Origin of the sequence: Flagellimonas crocea (genome assembly GCF_033441595.1) — a bacterium.
In the GTDB taxonomy this organism is placed as follows: domain Bacteria; phylum Bacteroidota; class Bacteroidia; order Flavobacteriales; family Flavobacteriaceae; genus Flagellimonas; species Flagellimonas crocea.
This window is the reverse complement of sequence record NZ_JAUZVX010000002.1, coordinates 570,209-595,304: the sequence shown is the minus strand read 5'-3', so window position 1 is coordinate 595,304 and position 25,096 is coordinate 570,209. Positions and strand designations below refer to the sequence as shown.

Sequence of the window (25,096 nt, the reverse complement as noted above, 5' to 3'; positions counted from 1 at the left end):
CTATTTGTTTATGGCTTCATTATAAGAAATCGCTTTTTCCTTGTCATCGATCTCTTTCTTAATTTCCTTTTCATCCTCAGCTTTAGCGGTGGTTGTCTGGGTTTCCTCTGGTGGCTCATTGTCTCCTGTGAGCATTCCACCAAAGCTTTGGAACCCGATTCCCATTAAGCCTGTAATGATAAATGTAATTCCAAGTCCACGCAAGGGTGCAGGAACGTTGGAATATCTGATTTTTTCGCGTATGGCGGCTATGGCCAAAATGGCAAGGAACCATCCGATACCAGAACTAACCCCATAGTTAAGTGCCAACCCAATGTTCGGTATCTCCCTTGTCTGCATAAACAGGGAACCTCCCAAGATGGCACAGTTTACTGCGATCAAGGGCAAGAAAATACCCAGTGAGTTATAAAGTGATGGCGAAAATTTTTCCACCACGATCTCCACTAACTGCACCATGGTAGCAATGGTTGCGATAAAAAGGATAAACGAAAGGAATCCTAAATCGTAATCGGCATATTCCGGTCCCAACCAGGCCAAAGCCCCATCTTTCAATATATATTGGTCCAACAACCAGTTTAGAGGAACGGTAACTCCCAATACGAAGATTACGGCAGCCCCCAAACCTACAGCGGTAGTAACTTTTTTGGATACGGCCAAATAGGAACACATTCCCAAAAAGACCGCAAATACCATATTGTCAATGAAGATTGACTTAAAAAATAGTTCTAAATGCTCTAACATGCTTCCTTAGTTTATGCTTCTTCAATTAATGCCCTGTTCTTGGAACGTTGTACCCATATGATGATTCCCACAACGATCAAAGCTGCAGGTGGAATGATCATAAAGCCGTTGTTCTCATATCCGATGGAATATAATCCAGTCTTGGTAACGGGGTCGCCCAACACCTTTATTCCAAAAAGTGTTCCTGACCCCAATAGTTCCCTGAAGAAACCAACGATGACCAAAATAACACCATATCCCAGCGCATTTCCTATGCCGTCCAAAAACGATTTCCAAGGCCCGTTACCCAAGGCAAATGCCTCAAAACGTCCCATGATGATACAGTTGGTAATGATCAATCCAACGAAAACCGAAAGGGTCTTGCTCAATTCGTAGGCAAAGGCTTTCAACACTTGATCCACAATGATCACTAGAGCGGCCACTACGACCAACTGCACAATGATCCTGATCTTTGCCGGAATTATATTTCGTAAAAGTGATATGACCACGTTTCCTACACCTAGTACAAACAATACGGATACTGCCATAACCACGGAAGCTTTTAGTTCCGCGGTAATAGCCAGTGCCGAACAAATACCAAGCACCTGTATGGTAATTGGGTTGTTATCCGCCAACGGGTCTTTTATCAGATTTGCATCTTTTTTAGATAGTAGCGCCATATTATTTGGTTCTAATGGTTTGTAAATAAGGTTTGTAAAGCTTCAAGCTTTCCTTGATCATTGCAGTTACCCCATTTCCGGTAATCGTGGCACCGGCCAAGGCATCTACTTGATTATCTTCTTTATCGTTGTTCAAAGGATCGTTGTTCCCTTTGGCGACCTCAATACCTACATAGGTGTTTCCTTCTACCACAAGCTCGCCTTTGAAGTCATCCATAAAAAAGCGCTGCTTGATATTGGCACCAAGTCCAGGAGTCTCACCCCGGTGATCAAAGTAAACACCCTGTACCTCCATATTTTCATCTAAGGAAAGATACCCCCAAATGGCATCCCATAGTCCTTTTCCGTACATGGGGATGATGTAGAATTTTGCTCCATCCTTTTCTCCAATCAATAAGGGAAGTTCTGCATTTTCACCTCTTTTGGCCTTGGCCAATGCTTTTTCCACATTGATCAGATAAGCATTGTCCTTTTCAACAGCTTTGTCGCCTTCCAATACCAATTGCTCGGTAATGAACTTTGAGAAAGCCGCTTCCACTTCTGATGTCGGTATAAAAGAAACATCTCCATCTCCTTCATTTTCATTGACTCCCATGGCATAAAGGATATTCTGTTGCTTTTCAAAGCGTTCGTTCTCATCTATCATCGGCTTAAGGCCGGATGCAACGAAAGCCAGTAGCGATCCCACAACAATTACCATGAGTACTGCAAAGATTACAGTGTAGGTATTTTTTTCTGTATTGACTGCCATAATTAAGCTGTTTCCGTTTTTAGTGTATCAACCTCATCCGAAGCTTTTGGATATATGGTTGCTGTCTTAAATCGTTTCAATCTCTTTTTAATGTTACCTCTTATCACATAGTGGTCAATGGTAGGTGCAAATACGTTCATCAACAAGATGGCCAAGAACACACCTTCGGGATATCCTGGGTTGAACACCCGGATCATTACGGAAAGGAATCCGATCAAAAATCCGTAGAACCACTTTCCTCTATTGGTCTGTGACCCGGTTACGGGGTCGGTGGCCATGAATACGATTCCGAAGGCCAATCCACCCACGATCAGGTGCTGCCAGAACGGAAAGTTCATCAGCGTATAGAATTTACTGTATTCCGGCAACCAGCCAGCATCTATGATTCCATTGAATATCAATCCCATGGCCAAAGCACCCAATACGGCACTTACCATGATCCTCCAAGAGGCTATTTTTGAGAAAATCAAGAAAAGTCCGCCCAACAATATCAATAAGGTAGAGGTTTCACCAACAGACCCTGGAATAAATCCATAGAACATATCGGCCAGGGAATAGCTGTAATCCGAACCTTGGGCCAAAGATCCCAAGATGGTCTCTCCAGAAATGGCGTCGGCGGTACCAGCTCTTTCCACAGCTTCGTGCACCCAAACTTTATCTCCGCTCATCCAAGTTGGGTAGGCAAAGAACAAGAATGCTCGAATGGTCAAGGCAGGGTTCAAAATGTTCATACCTGTACCTCCGAAAACTTCTTTTCCTATTACCACACCAAAGGCAACGGCAATGGCAAGCATCCAAAGCGGGGTGTCCACAGGCACGATCAATGGCACCAACATTCCGGTCACCAAATATCCTTCTTCCACTTCGTGACCCTTGATCACAGCAAACAAAAATTCAATTGCGAGACCAACACCGTAGGAAACGATTACCAATGGCAGGACAGTTGTAATCCCCACCAAGAAGTTTTCCCAAGTCAAGAAGTGATCAAAAAGTGAAAAGTTCTCCGGAAAACCGTTGATTGCCGAATAATGCTGATAACCTGCATTGAACATACCGAACAGTAAACATGGCACCAATGCCAAGATTACGGTATTCATGGTACGCTTTAGGTCATCCGCGGCCCGAACGTGAGCACCGGAGTGCGTGGTTTCGTTCGGTGTATAAAGAAAAGTATGCAGTGCGTTAAAGGCAGGGGCCATTTTTTTGCCCTGATACTTAAGTTTTAACTGATGTAATTTTTCTTTCATTCCCATATTATCCAAGTTCTTTTTGCAATAAATCCAATCCTTCCCTGATTATTTGCTGGTGCGGTTGTTTTGAAATGCATATGAATTCTGTTAAAGAGAAATCTTCTGGAGCCACTTCATACAGCCCCAATTGCTCCATCTCGTCCAAATCTTTGACCATGCAGGCCTTCAATAGCTGGAGAGGATAAATATCGAGTGGAAAAACCTCTTCGTAACGTCCCGTTACCACGAAAGCCCTGTGCTCTCCATTGGTATTGGTATCCAGATCATATTTTTTATTGGGCTGCAACCAAGAAAAGGTCAATGCCCTTGTTGATGAAATTTTGTCGAAGACCGGCTTGTTCCATCCAAAAAACTCGTAGTCGTCTCCTTCCGGAATGGCCGTTACGGTATTGTTATAAAATCCAAGGTGGCCTTCGGTATTCGTTTTTGAACCCGTAAGCACGTCTCCATTGATCAATCGGAACCTATCTTCGTTTACACCACTGGCATATAAAAAGGTAGATATTTCAGCACCGATCTTGGTCTTGTAATATTTTGGGGCCTTGATAACGGAACCGGCCAAGGCCACAATACGTTCCGCATTGAACTTTCCTGTCAATAAAAGCTCGCCCAACATCACCAAATCTTGTGGGGAAATGGTCCATACCACCTCTCCTTTGTTCACGGGGTCAATTTTATTGATCTGGGTACCTACGAGCCCAGCAGGGTGCGGTCCAGAAATTTTATGGAGTTCTATGCCCTTGATATCGTTAAAGAGCGACCTACTGGATTTACCAATGGTCACATGGATTTTACCAGGTGTCATTTTGCTCAGACCCATGATGGCCGCTTGAATCTCCTGCATCTTGCCCTCAAGCACGAAATCAGGATCTGCCGCCAATGGCGCAGTTGCGTAGGCCGAAACGAATATGGCCTTGGGGGTTGCGCTGGGGTCGGCGATCACATCATAAGGTCTTTGTTTGATAAATGGCCACCCACCACACTGTAAAAGGTATGATTTAATGGCTTCTCCATCTGCCGTATCCAAATCCGGCACCTTATTGATCACATAATCTTGGGTTTTATCGGCAAGAATCTTAAGGGTTAAGATTTTTCTTCTTGCTCCCCTAACAATTTCCACCAATTCTCCACTTACCGGGGAAACGAAATGCATTTCTTCGTTGTTCTTGTTATAAAAGAGAGGCTCGCCCGCTTTTATCTCTTCCCCTTGTTTTATCAACATTTTTGGAGTGATTCCATGGAAATCATCTAGGTTCAGGGCATATACGTTACTTGTAACGGCATTGGAAATAGTCTGCTCTGCTGCCCCGACGAGGTTGATGTTCAACCCCTTTCTAATCCGGATGTCTTTAGACATATTGTTGTAGACCTTTTGTTATCAAAATCGGACGCAAATTTAGCACTAAAAGGATTGTTTTCATAATAATTAACTATAAAATTGGGATTATGTCCGGGTTAATTCCCTAGGCATACTTTTTGTTTACCTTTACCTCAAAATTATGTCGTTGATACGTTTTGCCAACATTCTGATTCTTTTGGGTTTATTGTCCACCTCGGCCTTTGCGCAGGTCATGGAAGAGGTAGAACCGCCCGAAAACATTAAAACAATTGTCTTCAAAGGACCTACAGAAGACCAGTTTCCCATTATAAAGCTCGGGGAATCAATAACTTTGGAGTTTGATGACCTTACTGCCAGTGAACAGGACTACTATTATAAAATTGTACACTGTGATTACGATTGGACGCCTTCCCAATTGTTAAAATCGCAATACCTCTCCGGCACGGACAACCAACGGATCATCGACTATGAAAATAGTTACACCACACTTCAGCCCTACTCCAATTATCGGCTCACAATACCGAACGAGAATGTTAAATTATCGGTGAGCGGCAATTTTTTGCTCGAAATCTATAACAGCTACGGGGATTTACAGTTCTCCAGAAGGTTCGTTGTTTATAGAGATGCCGTTGCTGTTGCGGGAACGGTAAAAAGATCCAGGGACTTCAATTTTATCAATGAGAAACAAGTGGTCCAGTTTACCATCAACACGGCCGGATTCAATGTGATCAACCCCAAAAAGGAAATAAAGGTAGCCATCCTTCAAAATTACCATTGGCCTACCGCTCTTTACAATATTAAACCGCAATTCACCATTGGGTCGGAACTGGTGTACCGATATAACGACGAAACCAGTTTTCTTGGCGGCAATGAATATTTGAACTTCGACACCAAAGACCTGCGGTCACCCACCTTTGCCATATCCAAAATTGAAATGAGGGATGTGTACCATCATTTTTTATTTACAAACGAATATCGATTTGACCAAGAGTACACGTATTTTCCGGACATCAATGGGGATTTTGTGGTAAGAACACTACAGGGCGATGATGTTTCCCGGGAGGCCGAATACTCCAAGGTCCATTTTAGCCTGCCCTTTTCAAACATGATAGGCTTGGACAATGTGTACGTTATAGGCAAGTTCAACAATTATACCTTGGGCGAAGAAAACAAAATGACCTTCAACGAGGAGACCGGTAAATTTGAAACGGTCTTAATGATGAAACAGGGATTTTATAACTATAAATATGTAGTGCAACGGGAAGATGGCACAATAGAGCCCAATTTGGTCAGTGGCAATTTTCATTTTACCGAAAACAACTACCTTATTTTAATCTATTATCGCGATTTTGGAGATATGTATGATAGTATTATAGGTATAGGCTCCGTAAACTCCAGAAATATCAGCAATTAATTATCTTTAGGCCCAAATCCGGAAAAACGGTATGGGAAAAAAAGATGGTTTGATCACCAAAGGTCGTTACGAACTTAAATTTAGGGGCGTAGAATGCCTCAACTGCGGACACCCGCTTGATATCAGCGACAAGTATTGCCCTAATTGCTCCCAGGCCAACAGCACCAAAAAACTCACCCTGAAGGATTTTATCGATGAGTTCTTTTCAGGCCTTATAAATTACGATTCCAAGCTCTTAAAAACACTTTCAGCTCTTTTGCTCAGACCAGGTAGAATCACCAAGGACTATGTGAACGGTAAAAGAGTTACCTACACCAATCCGTTTCGATTTTTATTGAGTCTTGCGTTCCTTTATTTTTTGATGTTCACCTATAACAGCCAATTCGATGATTGGGACGAGGCTGCAAAAGATTTCGACGGCACCATTTATAACGGTTCTCCGTTCAAATTCAATACCGAATCGGGGGGCATGGAAATGGACAGCGTTGCTTTGGAAAAACAGAGCAAAGCGGCCCAGAAAACCTTGGACTCCTTGAAAAAAGTAAATCCCGGCATTTCATTGGGCCTACAAAATCTAGATTCCTTACAAAAGAGGGATCCAAAGCTTGCTTCCAAGTTGGGGAATTTGGACTCACTAGGATATTTTATCATGGACATGGAAAATGCACAACGAAAAAAGGATTCTTTTATGAACGCAGACCCGTCGGCCTATTTTAAGACCCTGGAAGCCAAATCGGGCATGGACGCTTTCAGCAAAAAAACGGAATTCTTTGGGCTATACATCAAAAAGGACACCTTAAAAAACTTTGACCAGGCCAAGACCCTTTACGATATTGAAGAGACCACGAGCAATAAAATGGCCTTCAATTTATCAAATAGTGTTTGGAAAGTGATGAGCGAACCGGGCTCTTGGGTCAACGAAACAATTTCCAAGCTCCCTTTTGTGATTTTCTTTTTTATGCCGGTCTTCACCATCTTCATTTGGTTGGTTTACATCAGAAAAAATTATACCTACACCGATCATCTTATCTTTAGCTTTCACAATCAGTCCCTCTTGTTTATCTTGCTCATCCTTAGCCTTACATTGGATACTATTTTCAATATTGACAGCTCGGGAATTTTTCTGTTGATTTTTGCCTTTTACCTGTATAAGGCCATGCGAAAATTTTACGGACAAGGAAGATTTAAAACCATTGTGAAATACATCTTTTTGAATACGGTGTTTATGATTCTGGCCTTTGTCACCATCATACTCACCTTTGCAGGAAGTGGTTTAACCTATTGATAGATATGTTTGTTCAGGTCACCAAAGGAATCAAGGTTTCGGTCAGTACCACTTTTGAAGGCACATTCTTCAAAAATTATAAGGTACATTATGCATTTGGTTACACTATAACCATCGAGAACCTAAGCAAGGACACCGTTCAGCTCACTTCGAGGCATTGGGATGTGTTTGATGCGCTAAAGGAAATGGAAACCATTGACGGAGAAGGCGTTATAGGAAGAAAGCCCGTGATCAGGCCCGGAAAATCGCACACATATAGTTCCGGTTGCCTGCTGGCTTCGCCCGTTGGTGCCATGCGCGGACACTACCAAATGGTCAATTTCAGCAATGCCGAGGAGTTTGAAGTGGAGATCCCAACTTTCAAATTCGCGGCACCCTTTGCCATAAACTAGTCGGCATCATTTTATATTCGGTATAGGTTTCACTACCTTTGTTAGAATTGTTAATCTTTAAAAACATTTCTATGGGAAAAGGATTTTTTCAAGTTCCAACAGCATATAACGAACCTGTACTGAGCTATGCTCCGGGTTCCCCCGAACGAGAAGAAGTACTAAAACAATATAAAGCGTTTTACAATGATACTGTGGACATTCCACTTTACATTGGTAGCGAAGAAATAAAAACGGGCAATACCAAGCCATTATCTCCCCCGCACGATCATAAACATGTTATAGGGCAATATCACCTTGCCGAGAAAACACATGTGGAAAAAGCGATCGCGAACTGTATGGAGGCCAGGGAGGCTTGGGCCAATTTAACGTGGGAACAGCGTTGCGCCATCTTTTTAAAGGCCGCTGAACTTATCGCAGGGCCTTATCGCCAAAAGATGAATGCCGCCACCATGCTTGCCCAGTCCAAAAATATTTATCAGGCCGAAATTGATTCCGCTTGCGAAATTGTTGACTTTTTACGTTTCAACGTGGAATACATGTCACAAATCTATGGTGAGCAACCAGAATCGTCCGAAGGAGTTTGGAACCGGGTGGAATACCGTCCGTTGGAAGGTTTCGTATATGCCATTACCCCATTTAACTTTACGGCCATTGCAGGGAACCTACCCGCCAGTGCCGCGATGATGGGGAACGTTGTGGTCTGGAAACCCAGCGACAGCCAAATCTATTCCGCCAAGGTAATCGTTGACGTATTCAAAGAAGCTGGATTGCCCGATGGCGTGATCAATGTGGTCTATGGAGATCCCGTTATGATTTCCGACACCGTATTGGACAGTCCTGATTTTACAGGTATACACTTTACCGGTTCCACCACAGTATTCAAGAACCTTTGGAAACAGATCGGAAACAACATCCACAAATACAAAACGTATCCGCGAATCGTGGGCGAAACGGGTGGTAAAGACTTTATCATTGCCCACCCAACCGCGAAACCACAACAAGTGGCCACGGCAATCAGCCGAGGTGCTTTTGAGTTCCAAGGGCAAAAATGTAGTGCCGCATCACGGGTGTATCTGCCCAAGTCCACTGCGGATGAAATCTTGGATCTGGTCAAAAAAGACATTGCCTCTTTCAACAAACCAGGTTCCCCGGAGGACATGAGCAACTTTATCACCGCTGTGATCCATGAAGGTTCTTTTGATAAATTGGCCAAATATATTGATCAAGCGAAGGCCGATGATGATGCAGAAATAATCGCTGGTGGCAATTACGACAAATCCGTTGGTTATTTTATCGAGCCTACGGTAATTCTGACCACCAATCCAAAATACGAGACCATGTATACCGAACTTTTCGGACCTGTGGTCACCGTTTATGTATATGAGGACAAGGATTGGAGCGAGACTTTGAAGCTTGTGGACGGCACTTCCGAATATGGGCTGACAGGCGCCGTACTTTCAGCGGACCGCTACTCCATTGATGAGGCTACCAAAGCTTTGCAAAATGCCGCAGGTAACTTCTACATCAACGATAAGCCAACAGGCGCCGTTGTGGGACAACAACCATTTGGTGGTGCAAGGGCCTCCGGAACCAACGACAAGGCAGGTTCCATGCAAAACCTATTGCGATGGGTCTCCCCTAGGTTGATCAAGGAAACTTTTGTGACTCCGGAAGATTATAGATATTCATTTTTGGGATAAGGCCAAAAAACAATTAATTTAAAAGCCGTCATTGATCAATGACGGCTTTTTTAATTAAAGATATAAACCATGCCCAGACCCTATATTTTGGCGGAAACCAATTGGAAACATCTAAAAGACGAATCTTTTGACCTTGCTATTTTGCCTTGGGGCGCCACCGAGGCCCATAATTACCACCTTCCCTATGCCACAGATGTTATTGAAGGCACCTCGATTGCAGAAGAATCGGCCAGAATTGCTTGGGAACAAGGAAGCAAGGTGGTGGTGTTGCCCACCATTCCCTTTGGAGTAAACACAGGGCAATCGGACATATATTTGGACATGAACCTGAATCCAAGCACACAACTGGCCATTTTAAAAGACCTGATTACCGTACTTGACCGCCAGGGCATCAAAAAGTTTATGATTTTGAACAGTCATGGGGGAAACAACTGGAAAGCCCTTGTAAGGGAACTGGGACTACTTTTCCCGGACATGTTTTTGTGCGTCACGAATTGGTTCAAGTTAGGAAGTGAATCCGGTGTTTTTGAGCTTCCAGGGGACCATGCCGATGAGATGGAAACCAGTCTCATCCTGCACTTGACACCAGATTTGGTATTGCCCCGAGAAGATTGGGGCGAAGGCAAAGAAGCTAAAAATAAAATCAAAGCCTTTTCCGAGGGATGGGCATGGACAGAGCGGCCTTGGTCCAAAATAAGCGAGGATACCGGTGTGGGGGACCCGAGCAAATCGACCAAGGAGAAAGGCGAAGAATTTTTCAAATTGGTCTGTCAAAAAATGGCAGAACTCTTTGTGGACCTTTGCCAAGCGAATACCAACGATCTTTATCAATAAAATGGGGCACCAAACGGTTTTTCGCACCTTCTTTTTGATTCCTCCAGAGGTACAACTGCTGGATTTTGCCGGTCCCGCCCATCTGTTTTATGAAGCCAAGGAATACGGCGCGAATATCAGCCTACATTATTTGGGTCTTAATAAGGCCCCCTACCAGCAATCGAGTGCCGGAATTTCAATGGGCAGCCTTGAACCTTTTAAAAATTATCAATTAGAGAAGGAGGACCTACTCTTCATCCCCGGATTGGAGGCCCATTTGTTCAACTCTGATAACTTTACGAAAAAACATTCCCTGTTTTTCAATTGGCTCAGGGAACAGACCGAAAGGGGTGCCAGAATCTGCTCGGTCTGCACTGGGGCCTACCTCATGGGAATGGCTGGAATCTTGGACGGCAAGGAGTGCACTACGCACTGGAAATATATCGACCATTTCAAAGATAGGTTTCCGAAGGCCAAGGTACTCTCCGATCGACTGATCGTAAAAGACGGGAACATTTACTCAAGCGCTGGTGTATCATCGGGAATAGATCTGGGCCTTTTTATTCTAGAGGAATCCATGGGGCCTGTGTTCGCCTCAAAAATTGCCAAAGAAGTGGTGATTTACCTGCGCCGCACTCCCAAAGACCCGCAGTTAAGCGTCTATCTGCGCTACAGGAACCATTTGGAAAACAGGATTCATATGGTACAGGATAGGTTGGCGCAAAACCTTGATCAAAAAGTAACGGTGGACACGCTTGCGGAAAGTGTTCATATGAGCCGTAGAAACCTTACCCGATTGTTCAAAAGCTCGACTGGCACCACCATTGGGGATTATTTGGACCAACTTCGTGCGGAAAGAGCTTCGCAGTTGCTTTCCAAAGGTACCAAGGTAAGTGCAGCAGCTCAGGCATGCGGTCTTAAAAGCACCAACCAATTAAGGGCCTTGCTTAAAAAATATCCGGCAAATGATGCTGATATTTAAAAAGCTACTGGCCCAATACTGCGTACCATTGTCCTTTTAGGGGTTGGATAGGAATACTAGGTTTGTACAAATCATCAATATCAAAAAATGAAACAGTCAATCCTATTTTCAATATTCCTAATTTCCCTTGTAACGATGGGTCAAAACAACCTAAAAAGCAATTCTCAGTACATATGCCCACCATGTTCCAGCAGTTGCGATGACATTTCCTATGATTCCCCGGGCATTTGCTCCCACTGCAACATGCCTCTTATCGATAAAGAAAACTCCAAAACTATTGCCTTTTATCTTCAAGATGGTGTAGAGGTTTTGGATTTTTCCGGGCCCATGGAAGTCTTTAGCTATGCGGGGTATCGGGTATTCACGGTTTCGGCCACCAAGAAACCCATCAAATCGCAGGGTATTTTAACGGTGGTTCCTGATTATAGTATAGAAGATGCCCCAAAAGCCGATATTTTGGCCTTTTTCGGGGGTAATTCACAGGCTGCCTCACAAAATGGGAAGGTTATTGAGTGGGTCAAGAATCAACAAGACATCGAATACCATTTTTCCGTTTGTACCGGTGCCTTTGTTTTGGCAGAGACAGGCATTCTTGACGGCAAAATTGCGACAACCTTTCACAATGCACTTTACGATTTGGAAAAGAATTATCCCAAAGTGGATGTGAGAAAAAATGTTCGCTATGTGGATAATGGAAAAGTGATTACCACGGCCGGGATTTCCGCCGGAATTGACGGAGCACTGCATTTGGTCGCCAAACTCCAGGGAATCAATGTTGCGAAACGAACCGCTTATTATATGGAGTATGATAATTGGAACATTGGCAACGGACTGATCCTTGCCGAAGAAAATCCATATCAGGTCGAAACAACAATGGACTTTTTCAAAGATTTTGAAGGAATTTATGAATACAAGGACGACACCACTTTTGTGTTAAAATATGATGATAAGGCAGGAGACCTTATGGTAGAGATCAACGACCTTTTTTATCCGCTCTATTATGAGAATGAAGACATGTTCTCCGATGTAGACAGTGATCCGGTTTTCTTTCATCGCGATGACACAGGCCTAGTTGTTGGCTATTCACTCTCAAAAAATGGAAAGATATATCGCAGACTATAATCTGTCGCCCTCCATCAAATGCAAATCTTTCATCGAAATAGAACCCCACAAACATTGTATTGGACTGAGACCAAGAAAAATCATCACCACGGAATTTTTCACCAATCAAACCACTGTAACTTATTGATTATCAATTATAATTATTGATTTTGCGTACTGAATCAGTATTATTTAGCCAGATTTTTATAATTTCAATGTAAATTTAACGTTAATTAATTGTAAATTATATGTGATCTATTTAATTTTACAGTCTTAAATCAATTTATCATGAAAAAGAAATGGAATGCTTGGAAAAAATTGATGATCGATAAGTACAATCGTTTGTGGCGATATGCCAAAGATTACTCCAGAAAATGCAGATTGGTCTATAAAAGAATGTACAGTATTTGATTTGGCTCAAGTGGCAATCACCCATATCATCATCGCTTTCTACCCAAAATTGATGCATAAGGATTCTCGGTCTTTATACATCAACAGCCCTTTTTGTATCTAATTTTCAATTGATTTTGATCGGTCCGTGCTAAACTCCGGACCACGCATACCCAATATTTTATTTGAAGCCTACGCGGGTTTAAACTTTTGTGGTAGATAGACCACTTTTTTGGTTTCAAAGAAATCTTCCTGAAAATATTCTTCCAAATCAAAGATTTGCACCGTTTCATAACCTTTCAATTCATCGGTGAGGTCCCCACCCTTTAGGTAAAGTATGCCGTTTTTTCGCTGGTGTGCGGAGTCTTTCTTGATTTTCCCTTTGGTCCAGTGCACAAATGTTGGCATGGCCGCCACCGCTCTGCTCACAATAAAATCAAATTGTCCCGGAATTTCCTCTACCCTTGAATGCAGGGTTTTCACATTGTCCAGTTGAAGTCCTTCCACAACTTCATTGACCACTTTAACCTTTTTTCCGATGGCATCGACCAAGGTAAAATTTACATTTGGAAATAGTATGGCCAGGGGTATGCCCGGGAACCCGCCGCCAGTGCCCACATCCAAAATATCGGAACCTTCATTAAACACTTGTACCCGTGCAATTCCCAGAGAATGAAGCACATGCCTCAAGTACAGCTCATCAATATCCTTTCTGGAAACCACGTTTATTTTTTGATTCCAGTCCTGATAAAGTGCCTCCAATTGGATGAACTGCTGCTTCTGCTGATCTGTGAGCGTCGTAAAATATTTGAATACAAGTTCCGCTTTCATTTTCCAAACGTTAATTTTAGCAAAGCTAATACTTTTGTAGACCTTAACACCGTTCTAACAAAACTGGTTAAGGCTTAAGAACCATTTTAGTTATCTTTGTAAAAACTTTTTTTTATGGATAAGAATACCGTCCGGTTTTCAAGAAGAGATTCGGCACAATTTTTCAGGACACTGAACAAAAGAGTAAACGAATACTTTAAAGAAAATAACCTTAAGAAAACCGGGAACTGGAAACTTCACTTTAAAACCATAGTGATGTTTGCACTTTTTTTGACCCCCTATTTTTTAATGTTGACCTTGAACCTGCCTTTTTGGGGCTATTTGTTGCTGTCCATCACCATGGGTGTGGGCATGGCAGGAGTTGGCATGAATGTGATGCACGATGGAAACCACGGTGCATACTCCAACAAAAAATGGGTCAACAAACTTATGGGAAGCAGCATTTATATCCTGGCCGGCAATGTATACAACTGGCAGGTACAGCACAATGTTCTCCACCATACCTACACCAACATCCACGAGCATGATGAGGATATGGAGGCTGGAAGAATCCTAAGGTTCTCCAAGCACGCCGAATGGAGAAAGCACCACAAGTTCCAACACTACTATTCGATTTTCCTTTATGGCCTATTGACGTTCAACTGGGCCATTACCACGGATTTCCAACAAATGTACCGTTACATGAAAAGGAAATTGAGCTACGGCAAACTGCCCAATCCGGTAATCAACTGGAGTACCTTGGTAATTACAAAAGTGATTTACCTAACCATATGGATCGTACTTCCAATGATTTTTGTCGATATCGCTTGGTGGCAAGTTCTGCTAGGGTTCTTTATTATGCACTATGTTGCAGGAGTAATCCTTAGCGTGGTATTCCAATTGGCCCATATTGTGGACCATGCCGATACCCCACTGCCAGATGAAGAAGGAAACATGAAAAATACGTGGGCCATCCACCAATTGTTCACTACGGTCAATTTTGGTACCAAAAACAAAATCGTCAATTGGTTTACTGGCGGATTGAACCATCAGGTAGAACACCATATCTTCCCGAACATCAGTCACATACATTACACAAATATTTCCAAAATTGTGAAACAGACTGCCAAGGAGTTCAATTTACCGTACCACGAATATAAAACTACCAGAAAAGCTATAATTTCGCACTTCAAACACTTAAAGGAGCTGGGTAAAAAACCAACGCTTCAATATCAGTAAAAACGAAGTATCAATGAGCAACCATTTATCTGACAGGATCAAGAACATGTCCACGTCAGCAACTTTGGCCATGGCCGCCAAAGCACGGGAATTACGAAATGAAGGAAAGGATATTATCGGTTTGAGCTTGGGGGAACCCGACTTCAACATTCCGGATTTTATCAAAGAAGCCGCTAAGCAGGCCATAGACGAAAATTATAGCAGTTACTCTCCGGTGGATGGGTATGGCGAGTTAAAAACAGCCATTTCCAACAAATTCAAAAGGGACAACGGCCTCGAGTATGGCCCAAACCAAATTGTGGTTTCCACGGGGGCGAAGCAATCGCTTTTCAACGTGGCCATGGTGATTCTGAACCCTGGAGATGAAGTAATTCTTCCAGCCCCCTACTGGGTAAGTTACAGCGACATTGTAAAATTGGCCGAAGGCGTACCCGTAGAGGTAGCCACTCAAATCGATACCGATTTTAAAATGACGCCCGCCCAACTGGAAACTGCCATTACCCCCAAAACACGTATGATATGGTTTAGCTCGCCATGTAACCCCAGTGGTTCCGTTTACAACAAAGAAGAACTGGAAGGACTGGCAGCTGTGCTCAAAAAGCATCCTGACATCTATGTGGTATCGGACGAAATCTATGAGCATATCAACTTTACAAAAGGCGGACACACCAGTATTGCCAGTATCGATGGCATGTACGACAGAACCATTACGGTGAACGGTGTATCCAAGGCATTTGCCATGACCGGTTGGCGTATCGGTTACATCGGTGCACCAGAATGGATCGCAAAAGGATGTACCAAGCTACAGGGACAGGTAACCAGTGGTGCCAACGCCATAGCGCAACGTGCCGTTATCACAGCTTTGGAGGCTCCTGTCAGTAAAATAAAATATATGATAGACAAGTTCCATGAGAGAAGGGACCTTGTTCTTGAATTACTCGGTGAAATTGATGGTTTTAACCTGAATGTTCCAGAAGGTGCATTTTATGTATTCCCAGATATTTCTTCGTTCTTCGGAAAAACACTCAAGGGCGTCACCATAAACAATGCTTCAGATTTTTCGCTATACCTATTGGAACATGCCAATGTTGCAACCGTAACCGGTGAAGCTTTTGGAAACCCGAATTGCATCCGCATCTCGTATGCCGCATCCGAAAAAGAATTGAAGGAAGCCATTGCCCAGATTAAGGCAGTACTATAGAAAAACATACGTTGAAGCTCAAAAAAGAACTTTGGGCCATTACGATAAAAATCAAACCTCTTGACCTTGTGTTCAGGAGGTTTTTTTATTAGGTCTTTCTCCAAAAATAAGGGGTGATCACGATCAGCACTGTAAATAGTTCCAATCGGCCCAACAACATTAAGAATCCGCACCACCACTTACCCGCAGAGGGCAAACTATTGTAGTTGCTCACCGGGTTCAAACTACCCAACGCAGGGCCTACATTGCCCAATGAGGACGCAGAGCCACCTACGGCCGATTCAAAATCGAGCCCCAAAAAGCCAAGCACCAAGGAACCGATAATGAACAGTAACATATAGAGCACAAAGAATGCTATCACATTGTACACGATGTGCTCGGTCACCGTTTTTTGGTTATATCGTACGGGGATCACAGCATTGGGGTGCAAGGTTCTTTTAAACTCCAAAATCCCATTCTTGATGATCAACAGGTGACGCATCACTTTGATTCCTCCGGCCGTTGAGCCCGCAGAACCTCCAAGAAACATCAAACCAAAAAAGAAAACGGTCAAAAAAGGTGTCCAAGAGGTAAAATCGGCCGACACAAACCCTGTTGTGGTCACTACGGCTATCACTTGAAAAAGACTATGCCTAAAAGCACTTTCCGCTTTTCCCATGACCATGGGATGAAAATCAGATACAGGTACATCCGCCTTAAAATATACACCAAGGGCGGCAATAATGGTAAAGACCACTATAAATCCGAAATAGTATTTAAACTCTTCATCCTTTAAGATACGCTGTCCACGTCCCGTCAACGCAAAATAACTGAGAACAAAGTTGCTTCCCGCCAAAAACATGAACACAATAATGATATATTGAATCAACGGTTGATCGTTCCAAAAGGCCAGACTGGCATTTTTTGTGGAGAATCCACCAGTGGACATGGTTGCCAACGAATGGTTGATCGCATCGAAAAAAGACATGCCCGCAAATTTCAACAACAAGGTTTCCAGCACCGTATAACCGAAGTAAATCAACCAAAGTCTTTTTGCAGTATCCGTAATCCTAGGGTGAAGCTTATCCCCGCCAGGACCGGGCGCTTCTGCCGCAAACAGCTGCATTCCCCCTATTCCCAAAAGCGGTAAAATTGCTATAGCCAATACAATGATTCCCATCCCACCTATCCAATGGGTAAGGCTACGCCAGAGCAGGACTCCCTTTGGCAGTGCCTCTATATCATCCAAAATGGAAGCACCTGTGGTCGTATAGCCCGACATGGTTTCAAAAAACGCATCGGTAATGGAAGGTATGGCTCCAGAAAAAAGATAGGGCAGCATCCCAGAAATGGACATCACGATCCAGCCAAAGGTCACAACAATGTACCCTTCTTTCTTTTTAACCTCCTTTTTATGTCCACGAGTATAGAACATGGCCATCATACCAAAAAGCATGGTTACAATGGCCGCCAACATAATATCCATGGTGGCTCCATCCTTATAAATGCCACTTGCGAGTGCCGCCAAAAGCATGAATGATCCATTGCAGAGCAGCAACAGCCCCATGATGTGGATAATGATTCGTGTATTGAGCTTCATTAGAGGAACAGCTTTTCTATCCTTGGTATGGCCTTGGGCAAGCAGCAGACCACCACCTTATCCCCTTCGGCAATTCTAAAATCACCCAAAGCAATAATACCTTCACCGTTTCGGATTACCCCGCCTATACTTGCTTCTCTCGGAAAATTCAGTTCACGGATAATCTCCCCGTTTACCAATGAGGATGCTTTTACTTCAAACTCCAAAATTTCGGCGTTCAAATTGTTCAATCGGGTGAGCGCAAGCACTTCCCCTTTTCGGATGTACCTAAATATACTGTTGGCCGCAAGGAGTTTTTTATTGATGAGGGTATCCACCCCGATGGAATGGGACAATTGGAAATAGTCCATATTTTCCACCAAGGCAATGGTCTTCTTTATTTTTTTGCTCTTTGCCACCAAACAGGACATAATATTGGTCTCCGAGTTCCCTGTAACTGCGATAAAGGCATCCATGGATTCCAGATTCTCCTCGTCCAATAACTCTACGTTTCTACCATCGCCATTGATAACGAGGGCATGCGGGAGTTCATCTGCAATATCAAAGGCCTTTTCCTTGTTCTTTTCTATAAGTTTTACGTTGAACTTTTTATTGCAAAGGTCACGGGCTGTTTTGTACCCTACCTTGCTTCCTCCGAGAATCATTACATTTTTGATCTCCTGCTTTTGCATTCCCGAAAGCTTGTAGAGTTCTTCCACACCTTTATCGGAAGTAATAAAATATACTTGATCACCTTCCTTAAAAACGGTATCCCCCCTGGGAATCAAGGTGTATTGGGTTCCCGTTCGCTGTAAGGCGATGGGCATAAAGTTGAGTTCCGGGAATATCCTCGCAGCCTCTTTTACCATTTTGCCCACAAAAGGAGCTGTTTTGGGAAGAATTACTCCGAACATGGTCAACAGCCCTTCTTCAAATTGATAGGTATCGTTAAAAGCCGACTGGTTGAGCATTAGTTGAATTTCCATGGCAGCCAGACGTTCTGGAGAAATAAGCTCATCAATGCCCAATTGATCAAACTTGATGATATCCCGGTTATCCATAAACTCCGTATTGGAAATACGGGCCATCGTACGCTTACATCCCAACTGCTTTGCCAATACACAAAGCGTTAAATTGGTGGTCTCGGAAGCCGTTACCCCGATCACAAGATCGGAATCATCGACTTGGGCATCCTGTAATACTTGGATGGATGTGGCATCCCCGCGGAGCACTCGAATATCCAAATGGTTATCTGCATAGGACAATCGTTCCTTGTCGGTATCGATCAAAGTGATATCCTGTGATTCATAGGATAATAGTTTCGCCAAATGAAATCCCACTTCACCAGCACCTGCAATAATGATTCTCATTGATTAGAATAGGATGTGTTCTTAAATAAACTCGATTTGTGCGCTACAAATGATACTAAGAATGGTACGCTATACTTAAACTCCATACTTTTAACCAAATACGGAAAATAAATCCCTTTGGAGGGCAAAATTACACAAATATTTTTGTCCGCATCCCTTTGGCTAAGTTGTATATTTGTCGACAAATTGAAGCGATGTCAAAAAAGGTGACGCCCTACAAAGAATCCCAACTTGGAAAGAAAGAACAAGTAAGGCAAATGTTCGATACCATATCGGGGAATTATGATGGCCTCAATCGTGTAATTTCTTTTGGAACCGATGTAAAATGGCGCAAGCGTATCGTAGCTTTTTTAAAGGAAAAATCACCAGATTCCATCTTGGATATTGCCACCGGCACAGGTGACCTTGCCATTGCCATGGCCGGGACCGGCGCAAAAAAAATAGTGGGCCTTGATCTTTCTCCCGGCATGTTGGAAGTCGGAAAGACAAAAGTTTCCAATAAAAACTTGGAGAAAACCATTGAAATGGTCGTTGGCGACAGCGAAAATCTTCCTTTTGAGGATAATTCCTTTGATGCCATCACTGTGGCATTTGGTGTTCGAAACTTTGAAGATCTGGAAAAAGGGTTGGAAGAAATCTACAGGGTCCTGAAACCTGAGGGACATTTTGTGGTGCTGGAGACATCCGTTCCCACCAAAGCTCCTTTTAAGCAAGGCTACAAGCTCTATACAAAATACATGTTGCCCGCAATCGGCAAACTATTCTCCAAGGACAGGTCGGCCTATAAATATTTAAGTGAATCCGCCTCGGTTTTTCCTCACGGAGAGGCGTTCAACAATATTTTGAGAAAAATTGGGTTTATAGGAGTAGAGAACAAACCACAGACCATGGGTGTTGCATCCATTTATGTCGCTTCAAAATAGATTGATGAAAAATCTTCTTTTCCTGCTCGGACTTTTTGTTGTATCGAACACCAGTGCGATTGCCCAATTTGGTGACGACCCCATTTTAAACCTTCAGAATGAGGACAAGAAATTCTTGAACTGGGGGTATTACCTTGGCTTCAACCAATATGATTTTCAGTTCGAGTATAAAAACAATACTGGAAGGGATGTTCTTGTAGATAAAAGTTTCGGTTTCAATGTGGGACTGATCGGTGAGCTTAGAATCAATGAATTCTTGGATGCCCGGTTTGAACCAGGTTTACTCTACACCTCCAGAACGCTGGGGTTTCCCGGTTTTACATCGCAGGCGGATGCTATCAGGGAAGTACGTTCCACCTATATTAGGTTTCCTCTCTTGCTAAAGGCCAGTACCAGAAGGATCGGGAACTGGAAACCATTTATAACCGCGGGAGTGTACACCTCCATTAACCTTGGAAGCAAGGAAGACAGTTTGGACGACAACAGCAGTGGTCAATTCCGTATGAAACAAAACGTTTATGGATATGAATTGGGATTTGGAATAGATTTTTACACCGAATATTTTAAGTTCTCCCCTTCCATCCGTGGAGTTTTTGCCCTAACCGATGAATTGGTGCCCGATACAGACCCCAACAGTCCGTGGACGGGCAATATCAATGCCATGCGCACGCGTGGGATTTTTATCAACTTTACTTTTGAATAATTAGCCCCTTCGTATTTCGTTGAGGAGAATGGCCGTGGCCGTGGCAACGTTCAAACTTTCGGTGGTGATTTTTCCAAATTGAGGAATTGAAATTCTTTCGGTTATAAATTCACTGATTTGCTCCGAAATGCCGTTGGCCTCGTTCCCCATGACCAAAATCCCTTCTTCCCCTAAATTACTTTGATATACAGATGTCCCATCCATATAGGCCCCGTAAATCGGTTTTTTACAATTGCCCAAATACACGTTCAAATCCAGATAAGAAATACTCACCCTAGCTATGGAACCCATGGTGGCCTGTAAAACTTTTGGATTGTAGCAATCCACCGTATCCGGCGAACAAACCAACTTCGAAATCCCAAACCAATCACATATACGGATGATCGTACCAAGATTACCGGGGTCCCTCACAGCGTCCAAGACCACGGTCCAATCCGGATTTTCGGCGTTATCACGCTCTTCTATGTAAAAAACTCCCAGCACACCGTTCGGATGCGTTAGACTGCTCATTTGCTTCAGCTCTTTTGTGGAAACCAAAACCGCTCCCTCGAACTTTTTCAGATATTCTTCCCGGTCTACATAAACACCATAGGTCCTCAAACCGGAAAGCGATAACTCCTTCACCACTTTTTCACCTTCCACAACGAACAGGCGATGTTGAGATCGGTACTTTTTTTGTTTAAGGCTAACAACTAGTTTAATTTGGTTTTTTGTAACCATCTAAATCGTGTATTTTTGGTCTCTATGAGGGGTTCTTTTGGTGTAACGTGCAACTGGGCAAAAATAGGATTATTGTTGCTTTTGCTGAGCATTTTGGGTTGCAATACCTTAAAAAAGGTTGGGGAGGATGAATTATTGCTCACCAAAAACACGATTTTGGTCAACGAAGAAAAGGTAAAGAGCAGTGAGATCAAAGGACTTATACGTCAAAAACCCAACAGCAGCGTTCTGGGCTATCCCTTAAGATTGAACCTATACAACATGGCCAAGGAGAATCCAGATTCCTCTTTCCAGGATTGGCTCCACCGTAAAGAAAAAAGGGAAAAACACCTCAACAACCTCCTTTCCGAGAAACAAGTAAACCGGCTACGCGAGTCCTTCATAGTTAAAGGCGCCAGTGAATTCCTCAAAAGAATCGGGGAACCACCCGTGATCATAGATACCGTCGAGACCAAAAAATCCTTGGGCAAACTTGAGGCCTACTATAACAGTAAAGGATATTTCAACAACTCCGGTGAATATCAAATAATAAATAACGAGAAAAGTAAACGGGGAAAGATCGAATATAACATTACGCTCAACAAACCCTACATTATCGATACCCTTCAAAAGAACATTTCATCCCCCGAACTGGATTCCATATACGATGGTGCCTCCAGATGGAGCCTTGTTCGACAGGGAGATCAATTTGACCTGGACAAGTTCACCCTGGAGCGCGAGCGATTGACCAATCTTTTCAGAAATTCAGGAGTATACAATTTTCAGGAAAGCTCCATTAACTATAGCATCCTTCGGGACACTACGATTACTTCGGACGATCAACTCATGGATGTTCAGTTGAACATCAAAAAATTCCGAAGCGCCGCGGATAGCTCAAGTACCAACACCCCCTACAAGGTTGCTCGTCACAGCCAAATCAATATTTATGCGGATTATGACATCAATGGGGATATGGATACCCTACAAAAAATCCAGCATGACAACTATAACATTTATTATGGAGGCAAGCTTCGTTATAGGCCCAACGCCCTTACCGATGCCGTTTTCTTTGAAAAAGACAGTATATACAGAGATCTGGACCGGATACGGACCTATAGACAGATCACTAACCTGAACACTTTTAAATATCCAAACATTGAGTTCGTGCCCGATTCCACCCAGACCCAATTGGAGACCAATATTTATTTGGCCGCCAAGCCAAAATATTCCCTGAACCTCAATTTTGATGTGACACACTCCAATATTCAGCAGGTGGGAACCGCTTTCAGTGCTTCGGTGATTACGCGAAATGTTTTTGGGGGTGCGGAAACCTTGAATGTATCCGCCCGAGGGTCCATTGGCCTTTTGAGCGATGCTTCACTATCAAACGAAACATTTACTTCTGAACTTGGTGGGGACATCAATATTACATTTCCGCGTATCTGGTTGCCATTCAGCACAGAAAAGATAATTCCCTATTACATGCTTCCCCAGAGCAGGTTATCTGCAGGTACCAATTTTCAGCGGAACATCGGTTTGGACAAACAATCCCTAAATGCAATCCTATCCTATAATTGGTCACCATCTGATCGCCTTAAAAACAATATAGAATTGCTCAACGTGGAATTTGTGCGAAACGTGAACACCGATAATTTTTATAACGTTTATCGAAATACTTTTTCCAATCTGGACGATATCGCGGATGATTTTCAGGACGACCCACAGTACGCATCTTATTATGCCCCCATAAAACAGCCGGGGGAAGACCCAAGACTTAGCATACCCAATGGTGCTAACAGCTTTGCCAACGATGTTCTGAACGGTACCATTCCGGTGAGTGCCGAAGACCTTGAGGAAGTAAACAGTATTGAGGAAAGACGCAAGAGGCTAACGGAGAACAACCTGATCTTTGCCTCTAACTTTACACATACCAAAAACAGTAAATCCGGTATAAACGACCTTGACTTTTACCAGTACAGAATTAAACTCGAAAGTGCCGGGGGAATGCTTTCGTTGATTGCCAATATGATACCCTACAATAAAAACGACACTGGACAAAACCTTGTTTTTGGCGTTCCTTTTTCGCAGTATGCGAAAACGGAGTTCGACTATATCCGGCATTGGGAAATAGGAGGCTCTCAAGTAATCGCCTTTCGGAGTTTTACCGGGCTTGCCATACCATATGGCAATTCCGACAACGTACCCTTTGTTCGGAGTTATTTTGCTGGAGGATCTAACGACAACCGTGCTTGGAACGCTTACGAACTTGGTCCGGGTAGCACCGACAACATCAATGATTTTAACGAGGCCAACTTAAAGGTCGCCCTAAACCTGGAGTATAGATTTCCCATAGCGGGCGATGTAAAGGGCGCCCTTTTCGCCGATGCAGGGAATATTTGGAACGTGTTCGACAGTGAGACCAATCCCGATGCCATCTTCAGTGGATTTTCATCACTCGGTGACATTGCCCTTGGAACTGGGTTGGGATTACGGTACGATTTCACCTATTTTGTGTTCAGGTTGGATGTCGGCTTCAAGACCTATAATCCCGCCAAAGTAGGGTCGGATCGCTGGTTCGATGGATACAGCTTCAAGCAAGCCGTCTTCAACATCGGGATCAATTATCCTTTCTAGAGCAAATAATTTATTACTTTTGTTCCCTATTTAACTCGAAACCAATATAACTATGTCCCACAATATCAAGCCCGGTGTAGCAACCGGTGATGAAGTACAAGCAATTTTCAACCATGCCAAGGAAAATGGATACGCACTCCCTGCCGTAAACGTAATCGGCTCGGACAGTATCAATGCCGTAATGGAAACTGCAGCAACATTGAATTCTCCCGTTATTATTCAATTTTCAAACGGAGGTGCCCAGTTCAATGCAGGTAAAGGACTTTCCAACGAAGGCCAAAAAGCTGCCATTTTGGGAGCTGTTGCCGGTGCAAAGCATGTACATCAACTGGCGGAAGCCTATGGAGCGACCGTAATCCTTCATACCGACCACTGTGCAAAAAAATTGTTGCCCTGGATCGACGGTTTGTTGGATGCCAGCGAAAAACACTATAAAGAAACGGGCAAATCATTGTTCAGTTCACATATGATCGACCTTTCGGAAGAGCCTATCGAAGAAAACATCGAAATCTGCAAAGAGTACCTAGAGCGCATGAGCAAAATGGACATGACGTTGGAAATCGAATTGGGAATTACCGGAGGTGAGGAAGATGGTGTGGACAACTCAGATGTTGATGATTCCAAATTGTACACCCAGCCCGAAGAAGTGGCTTTTGCCTATGAAGAACTTTCAAAAGTAAGCCCACGATTCACCATTGCCGCAGCATTTGGAAACGTACATGGTGTTTACAAGCCCGGAAACGTAAAATTGACTCCAAAAATCCTTAAGAATTCACAAGAGTACATCACAGAAAAATATGGTGTAGAGCATAACCATATCGATTTTGTATTCCACGGAGGTTCCGGTTCCACAGTCGAAGAAATTAGGGAAGCCATTGGTTACGGTGTCATCAAAATGAACATTGATACTGATCTTCAATATGCATTTTTGGAAGGCGTTCGCGATTACATCCAAGGTAAAGGAGACTATCTTCAGGCACAAATTGGAAACCCAGATGGCGATGACCAACCCAACAAAAAATTCTATGATCCCAGAGTTTGGCTTCGTGAAGGAGAAAAGACCTTCATCGCTCGTTTAAAGAAAGCCTTCGAGGACCTGAACAACGTAAACACCTTGTAAGCCCCTGTCTAACTAAATATTG

General features: G+C 43.3%; 23 protein-coding genes. 14 read left to right on the top strand and 9 right to left on the bottom strand.

The window, feature by feature from the left end:
- Genes nqrE through SD449_RS07855 form a run of 5 tightly spaced genes read right to left on the bottom strand, consistent with a single transcriptional unit; the run spans position 1 to position 4,758 of the window.
- Complete coding sequence (gene nqrE / locus SD449_RS07875) at positions 1-741, bottom strand: NADH:ubiquinone reductase (Na(+)-transporting) subunit E (RefSeq protein ID WP_318309793.1); 741 nt, start codon at positions 739-741, stop codon at positions 1-3.
- A gap of 11 nt (positions 742-752) precedes the next feature.
- Positions 753-1,400, bottom strand: a complete 648-nt coding sequence (locus tag SD449_RS07870; protein ID WP_318309791.1) for an NADH:ubiquinone reductase (Na(+)-transporting) subunit D — start codon at positions 1,398-1,400, stop codon at positions 753-755.
- 1 nt (position 1,401) lies between these two features.
- The gene (locus tag SD449_RS07865; RefSeq protein ID WP_318309790.1) at positions 1,402-2,151 is read right to left on the bottom strand and encodes a Na(+)-translocating NADH-quinone reductase subunit C; all 750 of its coding nucleotides are present in this window, start codon (positions 2,149-2,151) and stop codon (positions 1,402-1,404) included.
- Positions 2,152-2,153: 2 nt separating this feature from the next.
- The gene (locus SD449_RS07860; protein ID WP_318309788.1) at positions 2,154-3,404 is read right to left on the bottom strand and encodes an NADH:ubiquinone reductase (Na(+)-transporting) subunit B; all 1,251 of its coding nucleotides are present in this window, start codon (positions 3,402-3,404) and stop codon (positions 2,154-2,156) included.
- A gap of 1 nt (position 3,405) precedes the next feature.
- Entirely contained in the window at positions 3,406-4,758 is a 1,353-nt protein-coding gene (locus tag SD449_RS07855) for a Na(+)-translocating NADH-quinone reductase subunit A (protein ID WP_318309785.1), read from the bottom strand.
- Between the two features lie 151 nt (positions 4,759-4,909).
- Here SD449_RS07855 and SD449_RS07850 point away from each other — a divergent pair, with 151 nt between their 5' ends.
- The 8 genes from SD449_RS07850 (at position 4,910) to SD449_RS07815 (ending at position 12,838) form a co-directional block, all read left to right on the top strand.
- The gene (locus SD449_RS07850; protein WP_449757792.1) at positions 4,910-6,154 is read left to right on the top strand and encodes a type IX secretion system plug protein; all 1,245 of its coding nucleotides are present in this window, start codon (positions 4,910-4,912) and stop codon (positions 6,152-6,154) included.
- Between the two features lie 31 nt (positions 6,155-6,185).
- The gene (locus tag SD449_RS07845) at positions 6,186-7,439 is read left to right on the top strand and encodes a DUF3667 domain-containing protein (protein WP_318309783.1); all 1,254 of its coding nucleotides are present in this window, start codon (positions 6,186-6,188) and stop codon (positions 7,437-7,439) included.
- A gap of 5 nt (positions 7,440-7,444) precedes the next feature.
- Positions 7,445-7,831, top strand: coding sequence for a Co2+/Mg2+ efflux protein ApaG (gene apaG, locus SD449_RS07840; RefSeq protein ID WP_318309781.1), 387 nt, complete (start codon positions 7,445-7,447; stop codon positions 7,829-7,831).
- A 71-nt stretch (positions 7,832-7,902) separates the two neighbouring features.
- A complete protein-coding gene (gene pruA, locus SD449_RS07835) occupies positions 7,903-9,531 on the top strand; it encodes an L-glutamate gamma-semialdehyde dehydrogenase (RefSeq protein WP_318309779.1) in 1,629 nt (542 codons plus the stop codon).
- 69 nt (positions 9,532-9,600) lie between these two features.
- Positions 9,601-10,365 carry a creatininase family protein gene (locus SD449_RS07830; RefSeq protein ID WP_318309778.1) on the top strand — a complete coding sequence of 255 codons (765 nt, stop codon included), beginning with the start codon at positions 9,601-9,603 and terminating at the stop codon, positions 10,363-10,365.
- Position 10,366: 1 nt separating this feature from the next.
- Positions 10,367-11,326, top strand: a complete 960-nt coding sequence (locus tag SD449_RS07825) for a GlxA family transcriptional regulator (RefSeq protein ID WP_318309777.1) — start codon at positions 10,367-10,369, stop codon at positions 11,324-11,326.
- A gap of 87 nt (positions 11,327-11,413) precedes the next feature.
- The gene (locus SD449_RS07820) at positions 11,414-12,448 is read left to right on the top strand and encodes a DJ-1/PfpI family protein (RefSeq protein ID WP_318309775.1); all 1,035 of its coding nucleotides are present in this window, start codon (positions 11,414-11,416) and stop codon (positions 12,446-12,448) included.
- Between the two features lie 267 nt (positions 12,449-12,715).
- The gene (locus tag SD449_RS07815; RefSeq protein ID WP_318309774.1) at positions 12,716-12,838 is read left to right on the top strand and encodes a hypothetical protein; all 123 of its coding nucleotides are present in this window, start codon (positions 12,716-12,718) and stop codon (positions 12,836-12,838) included.
- A 171-nt stretch (positions 12,839-13,009) separates the two neighbouring features.
- On the opposite strand, the gene rsmG is transcribed toward SD449_RS07815, so the two are convergent.
- Positions 13,010-13,648, bottom strand: coding sequence for a 16S rRNA (guanine(527)-N(7))-methyltransferase RsmG (rsmG, locus tag SD449_RS07810; RefSeq protein WP_318309773.1), 639 nt, complete (start codon positions 13,646-13,648; stop codon positions 13,010-13,012).
- A 114-nt stretch (positions 13,649-13,762) separates the two neighbouring features.
- Between rsmG and SD449_RS07805 the strand changes: the two genes are divergently transcribed.
- Positions 13,763-14,866 carry a fatty acid desaturase family protein gene (locus SD449_RS07805; protein WP_318309771.1) on the top strand — a complete coding sequence of 368 codons (1,104 nt, stop codon included), beginning with the start codon at positions 13,763-13,765 and terminating at the stop codon, positions 14,864-14,866.
- Positions 14,867-14,879: 13 nt separating this feature from the next.
- The gene (locus SD449_RS07800; protein ID WP_318309769.1) at positions 14,880-16,067 is read left to right on the top strand and encodes a pyridoxal phosphate-dependent aminotransferase; all 1,188 of its coding nucleotides are present in this window, start codon (positions 14,880-14,882) and stop codon (positions 16,065-16,067) included.
- 88 nt (positions 16,068-16,155) lie between these two features.
- Here SD449_RS07800 and SD449_RS07795 read toward each other — a convergent pair whose 3' ends face one another.
- A complete protein-coding gene (locus tag SD449_RS07795) occupies positions 16,156-17,646 on the bottom strand; it encodes a TrkH family potassium uptake protein (protein WP_318309767.1) in 1,491 nt (496 codons plus the stop codon).
- A complete protein-coding gene (trkA, locus tag SD449_RS07790) occupies positions 17,646-18,995 on the bottom strand; it encodes a Trk system potassium transporter TrkA (protein WP_318309765.1) in 1,350 nt (449 codons plus the stop codon). The genes SD449_RS07795 and trkA overlap by 1 nt, the downstream gene beginning before the upstream one ends.
- A gap of 194 nt (positions 18,996-19,189) precedes the next feature.
- Between trkA and ubiE the strand changes: the two genes are divergently transcribed.
- Positions 19,190-19,918: a bifunctional demethylmenaquinone methyltransferase/2-methoxy-6-polyprenyl-1,4-benzoquinol methylase UbiE gene (gene ubiE, locus SD449_RS07785; protein ID WP_318309764.1), complete on the top strand. Its 729-nt coding sequence runs from the start codon at positions 19,190-19,192 to the stop codon at positions 19,916-19,918.
- 4 nt (positions 19,919-19,922) lie between these two features.
- On the top strand, positions 19,923-20,621 hold the full coding sequence (gene porT, locus SD449_RS07780) for a type IX secretion/gliding motility protein PorT/SprT (protein WP_318309763.1): 699 nt from the start codon (positions 19,923-19,925) through the stop codon (positions 20,619-20,621).
- On the opposite strand, the gene SD449_RS07775 is transcribed toward porT, so the two are convergent.
- The gene (locus tag SD449_RS07775; RefSeq protein WP_318309762.1) at positions 20,622-21,341 is read right to left on the bottom strand and encodes an RNA methyltransferase; all 720 of its coding nucleotides are present in this window, start codon (positions 21,339-21,341) and stop codon (positions 20,622-20,624) included.
- Between the two features lie 24 nt (positions 21,342-21,365).
- On the opposite strand from SD449_RS07775, the gene tamL reads away from it, so the two are divergent.
- Together tamL and fbaA are read left to right on the top strand one after the other, a co-directional pair.
- Entirely contained in the window at positions 21,366-23,954 is a 2,589-nt protein-coding gene (tamL, locus tag SD449_RS07770) for a translocation and assembly module lipoprotein TamL (protein ID WP_318309761.1), read from the top strand.
- A 52-nt stretch (positions 23,955-24,006) separates the two neighbouring features.
- Positions 24,007-25,074 carry a class II fructose-bisphosphate aldolase gene (gene fbaA / locus SD449_RS07765; RefSeq protein ID WP_318309760.1) on the top strand — a complete coding sequence of 356 codons (1,068 nt, stop codon included), beginning with the start codon at positions 24,007-24,009 and terminating at the stop codon, positions 25,072-25,074.
- Positions 25,075-25,096 lie beyond the last annotated feature (22 nt).

Excerpts from the sequence above, each read along its gene's own strand:
- nqrE (WP_318309793.1), bottom strand. The coding sequence starts at position 741 with ATGTTAGAGCATTTAGAACTATTTTTTAAGTCAATCTTCATTGACAAT.
- SD449_RS07870 (WP_318309791.1), bottom strand. The coding sequence starts at position 1,400 with ATGGCGCTACTATCTAAAAAAGATGCAAATCTGATAAAAGACCCGTTG.
- SD449_RS07865 (WP_318309790.1), bottom strand. The coding sequence starts at position 2,151 with ATGGCAGTCAATACAGAAAAAAATACCTACACTGTAATCTTTGCAGTA.
- SD449_RS07860 (WP_318309788.1), bottom strand. The coding sequence starts at position 3,404 with ATGGGAATGAAAGAAAAATTACATCAGTTAAAACTTAAGTATCAGGGC.
- SD449_RS07855 (WP_318309785.1), bottom strand. The coding sequence starts at position 4,758 with ATGTCTAAAGACATCCGGATTAGAAAGGGGTTGAACATCAACCTCGTC.
- SD449_RS07845 (WP_318309783.1), top strand. The coding sequence starts at position 6,186 with ATGGGAAAAAAAGATGGTTTGATCACCAAAGGTCGTTACGAACTTAAA.
- apaG (WP_318309781.1), top strand. The coding sequence starts at position 7,445 with ATGTTTGTTCAGGTCACCAAAGGAATCAAGGTTTCGGTCAGTACCACT.
- pruA (WP_318309779.1), top strand. The coding sequence starts at position 7,903 with ATGGGAAAAGGATTTTTTCAAGTTCCAACAGCATATAACGAACCTGTA.
- SD449_RS07830 (WP_318309778.1), top strand. The coding sequence starts at position 9,601 with ATGCCCAGACCCTATATTTTGGCGGAAACCAATTGGAAACATCTAAAA.
- SD449_RS07825 (WP_318309777.1), top strand. The coding sequence starts at position 10,367 with ATGGGGCACCAAACGGTTTTTCGCACCTTCTTTTTGATTCCTCCAGAG.
- SD449_RS07820 (WP_318309775.1), top strand. The coding sequence starts at position 11,414 with ATGAAACAGTCAATCCTATTTTCAATATTCCTAATTTCCCTTGTAACG.
- SD449_RS07815 (WP_318309774.1), top strand. The coding sequence starts at position 12,716 with ATGAAAAAGAAATGGAATGCTTGGAAAAAATTGATGATCGATAAGTAC.
- rsmG (WP_318309773.1), bottom strand. The coding sequence starts at position 13,648 with ATGAAAGCGGAACTTGTATTCAAATATTTTACGACGCTCACAGATCAG.
- SD449_RS07805 (WP_318309771.1), top strand. The coding sequence starts at position 13,763 with ATGGATAAGAATACCGTCCGGTTTTCAAGAAGAGATTCGGCACAATTT.
- SD449_RS07800 (WP_318309769.1), top strand. The coding sequence starts at position 14,880 with ATGAGCAACCATTTATCTGACAGGATCAAGAACATGTCCACGTCAGCA.
- SD449_RS07795 (WP_318309767.1), bottom strand. The coding sequence starts at position 17,646 with ATGAAGCTCAATACACGAATCATTATCCACATCATGGGGCTGTTGCTG.
- trkA (WP_318309765.1), bottom strand. The coding sequence starts at position 18,995 with ATGAGAATCATTATTGCAGGTGCTGGTGAAGTGGGATTTCATTTGGCG.
- ubiE (WP_318309764.1), top strand. The coding sequence starts at position 19,190 with ATGTCAAAAAAGGTGACGCCCTACAAAGAATCCCAACTTGGAAAGAAA.
- porT (WP_318309763.1), top strand. The coding sequence starts at position 19,923 with ATGAAAAATCTTCTTTTCCTGCTCGGACTTTTTGTTGTATCGAACACC.
- SD449_RS07775 (WP_318309762.1), bottom strand. The coding sequence starts at position 21,341 with ATGGTTACAAAAAACCAAATTAAACTAGTTGTTAGCCTTAAACAAAAA.
- tamL (WP_318309761.1), top strand. The coding sequence starts at position 21,366 with ATGAGGGGTTCTTTTGGTGTAACGTGCAACTGGGCAAAAATAGGATTA.
- fbaA (WP_318309760.1), top strand. The coding sequence starts at position 24,007 with ATGTCCCACAATATCAAGCCCGGTGTAGCAACCGGTGATGAAGTACAA.